We start from the raw sequence: 7,418 nt of genomic DNA, 5'->3' as shown, positions 1-7,418 counted from the left end.
AAAGAACATGCGGTCTGTTGAGCTCAGTGCGCCAGATGAATATCACTTAAAACAGCGCAATAAGATAGAAACATTATTCAGCTTATTGAAAGGGCAATACAATTTAGTGACGAGTAAAGCACGTAGCATTCATGGATTTCTAAGTGGGATTTACGCCTCGCTATGCGCATATCAATTAACCCATCGAAATAAGCCAACTATTCAAATTATTGATTCATCGGCTTAAGCAGGATTCGGGTTATTTACTATTTTCGCCTTAAAAATAACAAAAGCCCTGAAAAGTTCAGGGCTTATTATTAAATCATGCTTAAGGGTTATTTAAACAGCATTGAACATTATTTTTGTTCAGAGTTTGTAGTCGAATCAGCATCAGACTTTTTGTCTTTATTTTTCTTCTTCTTTTTTTTCTTTTTCTTGGGTGGTTCAATTTCAGCACCATCTTCAATGGCTTGCCAATACTCCAATTGATCCATAACTGCCGCGAAAATCGAGCCTTTGGTGTAACGACCTTTTTTATCGAGTGTACCGACAGGGCGCGCCATCAAAATTTCGAGTGCTTGCGCAATATTGGTAATGGCATGAATATGGAACTGACCTGCGTTCACAGCATCGATCACATCCTGACGAATCATCAGGTGATCCATATTTTGCCTAGGAATAATCACACCTTGCTTGCCCGTTAAGCCTTGAAGTTTACAAGCGTCATAAAAGCCTTCAATTTTTGCATTCACGCCACCAATCGGTTGTACTTGACCCAACTGGTTCATCGAACCTGTAATGGCCCATGATTGATCAATTGGAAGCTGGCTGATTGCAGAGATAAGTGCAGACAGTTCTGCAACAGTTGCACTATCACCATCGACTTGACCATAACTTTGTTCAAAGGCGAGGGCAGCAGAGAAATGCAGGATTTGTTCACGACCAAAGTGTGCTTTTAAGAAAGATGACATCAATAACACGCCTTTAGCATGCAAAGATCCGCCCAGTTCAACACTACGCTCGATATCGAGAATATCGCCGCCACCTTGATAGACCGAAGCCGTTAAACGAGAAGGTAGGCCAAATTCAACATCTGCATAGTGAATCACAGATAAGGCATTGATTTGACCTAAGCGGTGTCCTCGGGTTTCAATCAGTTGTGTACCACGAGATAAATCCTGCCAGTATAATTCACGTAAGTAACCTAGGCGGTATTGGCGATGCTTCAATGCCGTATTGATATGCTCAGCGGTCACCATCGTATCGCCCGCTTTAAAAGCATGGTGATGTGATTCACGAATGAGGTCACCCAAGGTCGAAGCATGTAATGACAACGAACTTTGATCTTCAGCTTGACGGCTTGAATCCGTGAGGAGCGCAGCTAAAGCTGAACGATCAAATGGTAAAAGCTTATCTGATTGCACATAGTCAGCGATCAGATGCATATAAGCTTGTTCATTTTCGTCATTACGTTGTAATGTATCGGTGAAGTCCGCGCGGATTTTAAACACGCTACCCAGCTCTGGCTCAACTTCTAAAATCTCATAGTAAATTTCAGGTTCAGCAAGTAAAACCACTTTGACATCTAAAGGAATAGACGCAGGTTCAATAGAAATGCTACCTGTTAGGGTCAGCATATGTTCTAAAGACGTCAGTTTGAGTTGACCTGATTTTAGGGCGCGTTTTAAACCTTGCCATGCATAAGGTTGTTCTAATAGTTGCTCAGCTTCGAGCATTAAGAATCCACCATTGGCACGGTGTAATGCGCCAGGGCGGATTAAGCTAAAGTCTGTACTGATTGTTCCTGTTTGAGTGAGCTGTTCGACATGACCCAGTAAATTGTAATGGGTTGGAAAGTCTTCAAAAATAACAGGAGCACCAGAATTGGCTTTGTTACTAATGACTACATTGGCTTGATAACGTGCAGGTACACGATTGAATTGGGATGGAGAAAAATCAATTTCTTCCTGTTCGAGTACCGTTTCAACATTATCAATCATATCTTCGGCATAAAGTTTTAGGTATTGTTCTAAGCCAGTGATATTTGGAAATTTACTTAAAATTAACTCCATGCGTGGAATGATAACTTGTTTACCGATTTCACGATTCAGCTCAGATACTAAATCACGTGCTTCATCTTCCAAATCACCGATTTGTAATCCCAAACGCTCTAGCTTCTTATCCATGTAACGGATGTTTGCAGCAATCTCTGAACGTTCTTTAGTGGATAATGCATTTATATCTTCTTGAGACATTTCTTGCACTTTGTCATCTTTATAATGTGTCGGGATAAAGCAATGTTCGTCATCGCGATTAATCAGTTTTAAATCAAGCTCTAAACCTTCTTTGGTTAATTCAATCAGCGCAGATTGTTGTTCATTGCCAGTCGCGACACGAATTTTTTCAATGCGGTTATGGTAGGTTTCTGCGCTAAAACGACGTTCAAGTTGTTTAAAAATAATGTGCCATGTTTGATGCAACATCGTTTGAAATTTAGCGCCTTGTCCAGCAGGAAACTGAAGGGCAATTGGATTACGTGCAAATTTAAAATTATTGACGTAAACCCAATCATTTGGTGTTGCCATGGTTTTCGCATGTTGTTGCAGTAAACGCTTGATCATTGTGCGTTTACCTAAGCCTGCTGTGCCGACAGCGAAAATATTATAACCAGAATAAGGCAAAGCAATGCCTGCCTCGACAGAAGCCTTTGCTCGATCTTGACCCAAAAAATTGTTCAGCGGTTTAATTCTTTTGGTTGATGCTGGAATCTTTGCGGTATTCGGTATATGGGTCAATTGTTCAGGTTTTAATGCTGTTTGATTCAAGGTGTGTTGAATTTCCGTTTGCTCAAATACTGTGGGAAAAGGATTAACAATGTCTGCTGTTGGTTTGAGGGTTGGAGTCTTAGCTAAAGCATTCGTGTTAATTTGATCGTGTCTTTGGGTCACAGTTGAAATCCAAAACTATAAAGTACAATTGAAAATTAAAGGTATACAGGGTTAGGAGAAAATATCAAGTGAAGTTACAGGAAAAAAATTCAAAATCAGCACAATGGTTGCATAAAAAATATTGAATCCCTTGGCATTAAAGAGTTGAATAGCATTAATTAATTTTTGCTGAAAATAATAACGCAATGACATCACAAACTTCCGGATGGAAATCAGCCTTTACTGCTTTTTTAGATCGTCGCGCTTTGATCATGCTCTTTTTGGGCTTTTCATCAGGGATTCCGATTTTTCTGATTTTTTCGACTTTATCATTTTGGTTGAGCGAGGCGGGGATTCAACGAAGTACCATTACCATGTTTTCATGGGCAGCATTGGCATACGCCTTTAAGTTTATTTGGGCGCCATTAATAGACCGTTTACCTTTACCTTATTTGACTCAAAAAATGGGGAAAAGACGAGGATGGTTATTTGTCTCACAAATTTTGGTGACTATTGCCATTTGTATGATGGCATTTACGGATCCGAGCGTACATGGCGGGGATATTTGGTCAATACCAAGCCTGACTTTCATGGCGATTTCAGCAGTATTTTTAGGCTTTAGCTCCGCAACACAAGATATTATTGTAGATGCATACCGTATTGAGCTTACGCAAGATGCCAATGTTCAGACGGTATTGGCTTCGACCTATAATGCTGGATATCGTATTGCAACGATTATTACCCAACTGGGTGCATTGCTCTTTGCAGCATCCATGGGTACAGCCATGGGTAATTACATCTATGAAGCGTGGAAATCAACTTATCTATTAATGGCAGGATTAATGTTAGTCGGCTTGATCACGACGTTAGTGATTCATGAGCCTGTTGTAGAGCAAAAGAAAAATGACTATCAAGCGAAGGATTATTTACAGCTGTTTATTGTCTTTATCGTATCTACAGTAGTGTTTGTATTTAGCTTTATCCAATTCGGTGGCTTGATTACGCAATTTGCGATTAATGATGCATTTTTAAGTTTCCTCGCTCAAGTGCTTCGTTTTGTTGGCAGTATTGCAGCCGCTGGCTTAGTGGTTTTTGCATTAACCAGCACCAAATTGATTGATCAGAAAATTGTGGTTGAAACATGGCTTTCACCGATTTTAGATTTCTTTAAACGGTATGGTTTAAAAGTAGCACTAGCGATTTTATTGCTGATTGGTTTTTATCGTATTTCAGATATTGTTGCGGGTGTAGTTGCAAACTTATTCTATTTAGACCTGAATTTCGATAAAGAAGAAATCGCTTGGTTTAACAAGTTTTTTGCGATCTTCTTTGTAATTTTAGGTGGCTTCCTTGGTGGCTTAATGGCACAGCGTTTTAACATCATGAAAATGATGTTGGTCGGTGCCATTATCGCAAGTACCACTAATTTGATCTTTGTAGGACTGGTCAAATCGGGTCCTTCGATGAATGAAGTCAATCTACAAGTAGGGCAACACAGCTTAAAGGTTCAGCCCGATGAAGTAGGAAATTGGACGTTAAAACTGCCTGCTTCAAGTTTCCAAAATGTAGATCAGATTCAGGTGTATTCACAACCGGATGGTTTTGATCACAGTCTAAAATTGGCAATCCCTGTACAAACCTTTGATGCGACTCAACCTGCTCAGATTTATGTACAAGCGATTGGTGGGGATAATCAACTGTATCAAGATGAGCGAACGAAAGATGTGATTGTTCGAGGTCTTATCTCGAATGTATCTGAAAGCGATAAGGTAAATCAGGTGCAAGTCAAATTTGGCGATCAAAAACCGATAGATGCCAAAATCGATAAAAATAGCTGGAGTGTGGTGATACCCGGTACACAGTTTGATGGTCAGAAACAACTTGAATCACTTGCAACCATCGAATCTAATCAAGAGAAAACAACGTTACAGACCACACATGCATTCACAGTACATCAAAATGTACAGCCAAAATCACGAATGAGTATGGCGGAGTTGTCAGCGGTTGATCTGACTAGTGCTGACGATGTTGAATTAAAAGGAAAAGTTATCGTCCCTTATAGCAAAATTTGGCTGGTGATGGGCATCATTTTCGATAATATGGCATCAGGCTTGGCTGGAGCCGTATTTATTGCATTTTTATCGAGTTTAACCAGTGTTTCATTCACGGCAATGCAGTATGCGATTTTTAGCTCGTTAATGCTGTTATTACCTAAAATGATCGGTGGTTATTCGGGTACAATCGTGACAAACTTTGGATATTCAACATTTTTCTTCATGACTTTCTTAATGGGTCTGCCGATTTTACTTTTAGTGATTTGGGTAGCTAAGTTATTAAATCAGATGAAAAAAACTTAATTTTAGAGTTTTATTTTAAAACTTAATTTTGGAAATAGGTGATTTTAATGCGTATGTTACATACCATGTTACGTGTAGGCAATTTAGAGCGCTCATTGGCATTCTATACTGAAGTACTCGGTATGACTTTACTTCGTAAACGTGATTATGAAGAAGGTCGCTTTACCTTGGCTTTTGTGGGCTATGGTGATGAAGAAAACAATACTGTATTAGAGTTAACGCATAACTGGGACACTACAAGCTACGAGCTGGGCAATGCATATGGCCATATTGCCATTGCCGTAGACGATGCTTATCAAGCGTGTGAGCAGATCAAAGCTCGCGGTGGTAAGGTTGTCCGTGAAGCAGGTCCAATGAAAGGTGGTGTGACTGTCATTGCGTTTGTAGAAGATCCAGATGGTTATAAGGTCGAATTAATTCAACAAGATAAATTTGCACGTGATAACTAAGTCTAGACCTGACTTTAGTGCTGTTTTTATTAAATATTTGATGTTATTCAATATTTAAAACAAGCTAAAGTGATACGCAGTGAGTTGAAAGACTCACTGCGTTTTTATTTAAAGGTTTTTTGATATGGTTGTTTGTTAAACTTGATGCGATCAAACGATGATTCAGTTCTACTCTGTTTGAATTGAAGTGAGTAAAGAACAATTAGGGATGATGTGATGTTAAAGCTATTGGCACTTGATCGTTTTACCATACTTTTATTTGTGATGGTCATACTTGCGAGTATCTTACCTGTTTCAGGGCAAGCAGCTGGAATTTTCAGTGTAATTACTACTGCAGCGATTGCGATATTATTTTTTTTGCATGGCGCAAAGTTATCTCGTGAAGCCGTCATGCAAGGTTTAACACATTGGAAACTTCACAGCTTAGTTTTTGCTCTTACTTTTGCAGTGTTTCCCCTACTTGGTTTGTTAGCCAAGCCGATTTTAGTGCCCATGCTTGGACAAGAACTGTATTGGGGCTTTTTGTTTATGTGTTTTCTACCGTCGACAGTGCAGTCCTCAATAGCCTTTACTTCCGTGGCTCGCGGTAATGTAGCCGCAGCAGTATGTAGTGCATCATTCTCAAATATTATAGGGATGTTTATTACACCGATCATGGTGGCTTTTTTTATATTGGGGCAAACCAGTCATGGCTTTGATCCAACATCATCCATCATACAGATCACCTTGTTATTATTGGTGCCTTTTATATTGGGGCAGATTCTCAGACCTTATGTTTTCCCATATATGCAAAAAAAGCCCAAGATCGTCAAAGTATTTGATCAAGGTTCTATTTTAATGGTGGTCTATGGCGCTTTTAGTAGTGCAGTGGTTGCAGGATTATGGTCAAAAGTCAGTATGTCTACCTTGTTTTTATTAATTCTTGCTTGTTCAGTCTTATTGACCTTGATTATGTTTTTGAGCCTTTATATCCCTAGATGGTTGGGTTTTAATAGTGCTGATCAGAAAACTATTTTCTTCTGTGGATCCAAGAAGACCTTGGCTAGTGGCGTGCCTATGGCACAGATTCTATTTATAGGGCAACCCATCGGTATGATTCTATTACCGATTATGATCTTTCACCAAATTCAACTGATGGTCTGTGGGATGATCGCGAATTATTGGTCAAAGCAAAGCGATCAAAATTAGGAGATTCGTTACTCATTAGTCGATAGCTGAATCGAAAATTTTGAGCATTGATTTAGATTGAACTGAGAAGAGGGGATCTATTTATTAATAGATCATTATCCGCTATAATATGTCCCAACTTGTTGTGCTTAGCTCTGACGGTATCCGTCTCGGTGGGCCAAAAGAATGGTCTGTTGTGGTGTTGATCTGCCATTAATGCAAATTAATGTGCTTTCCTCATTTGAGAGTGATCAATTGCGATGACAGCTAAACCTTCTTAACTCTTATGGAGAATCGACCATGCGCGCCGATATTCACCCAAAATACCAAACTTTAGTTGCTACTTGTTCATGTGGTAACGTAATCGAAACTCGTTCTGCTCTTGGTAAAGAAACTCTTTATCTTGACGTATGTTCAGCTTGCCACCCATTCTACACTGGTAAACAGAAGAATGTTGACACTGGCGGTCGTATCGACAAATTCAAACAACGTTTTGCTGGTATGTCACGTTCTATCAAACGTTAATACTGCAAAATCAA

4 protein-coding genes and 2 pseudogenes are annotated in these 7,418 nt (G+C 39.4%); 5 read left to right on the top strand and 1 reads right to left on the bottom strand.

Features of this window, described 5'->3' with window-relative positions; all coding sequences use genetic code 11:
- Positions 1-226, top strand: a pseudogene (locus AC5YD2_RS10025) (IS982 family transposase); the annotation flags it as partial.
- 156 nt (positions 227-382) lie between these two features.
- Here the strand turns inward: AC5YD2_RS10025 and AC5YD2_RS10020 are convergent.
- Positions 383-2,927, bottom strand: a pseudogene (locus AC5YD2_RS10020) (Lon protease family protein); the annotation flags it as partial.
- A 185-nt stretch (positions 2,928-3,112) separates the two neighbouring features.
- Between AC5YD2_RS10020 and AC5YD2_RS10015 the strand changes: the two are divergent.
- The 4 genes from AC5YD2_RS10015 to rpmE all read left to right on the top strand — a co-directional run bounded on the left by AC5YD2_RS10015 (position 3,113) and on the right by rpmE (position 7,404).
- Positions 3,113-5,263, top strand: a complete 2,151-nt coding sequence (locus AC5YD2_RS10015) for an AmpG family muropeptide MFS transporter (protein ID WP_496126197.1) — start codon at positions 3,113-3,115, stop codon at positions 5,261-5,263.
- 47 nt (positions 5,264-5,310) lie between these two features.
- Positions 5,311-5,712, top strand: a complete 402-nt coding sequence (gloA, locus tag AC5YD2_RS10010; protein ID WP_496126196.1) for a lactoylglutathione lyase — start codon at positions 5,311-5,313, stop codon at positions 5,710-5,712.
- A gap of 216 nt (positions 5,713-5,928) precedes the next feature.
- A complete protein-coding gene (locus AC5YD2_RS10005) occupies positions 5,929-6,900 on the top strand; it encodes a bile acid:sodium symporter family protein (RefSeq protein WP_496126195.1) in 972 nt (323 codons plus the stop codon).
- A gap of 279 nt (positions 6,901-7,179) precedes the next feature.
- Positions 7,180-7,404, top strand: coding sequence for a 50S ribosomal protein L31 (gene rpmE, locus AC5YD2_RS10000; RefSeq protein ID WP_496126194.1), 225 nt, complete (start codon positions 7,180-7,182; stop codon positions 7,402-7,404).
- The last annotated feature ends 14 nt before the right edge of the window (positions 7,405-7,418 follow it).

This window comes from Acinetobacter sp. CY73 (assembly GCF_059515865.1).
The sequence above is the reverse complement of the archived record's forward strand: the minus strand, read 5'-3'. Positions and strand labels throughout refer to the sequence as shown.

What these genes read in the sequence shown, in the direction of transcription:
- AC5YD2_RS10005 (WP_496126195.1), top strand. Translation starts at nt 5,929, where the DNA reads ATGTTAAAGCTATTGGCACTTGATCGTTTTACCATACTTTTATTTGTG.
- rpmE (WP_496126194.1), top strand. Translation starts at nt 7,180, where the DNA reads ATGCGCGCCGATATTCACCCAAAATACCAAACTTTAGTTGCTACTTGT.
- AC5YD2_RS10015 (WP_496126197.1), top strand. Translation starts at nt 3,113, where the DNA reads ATGACATCACAAACTTCCGGATGGAAATCAGCCTTTACTGCTTTTTTA.
- gloA (WP_496126196.1), top strand. Translation starts at nt 5,311, where the DNA reads ATGCGTATGTTACATACCATGTTACGTGTAGGCAATTTAGAGCGCTCA.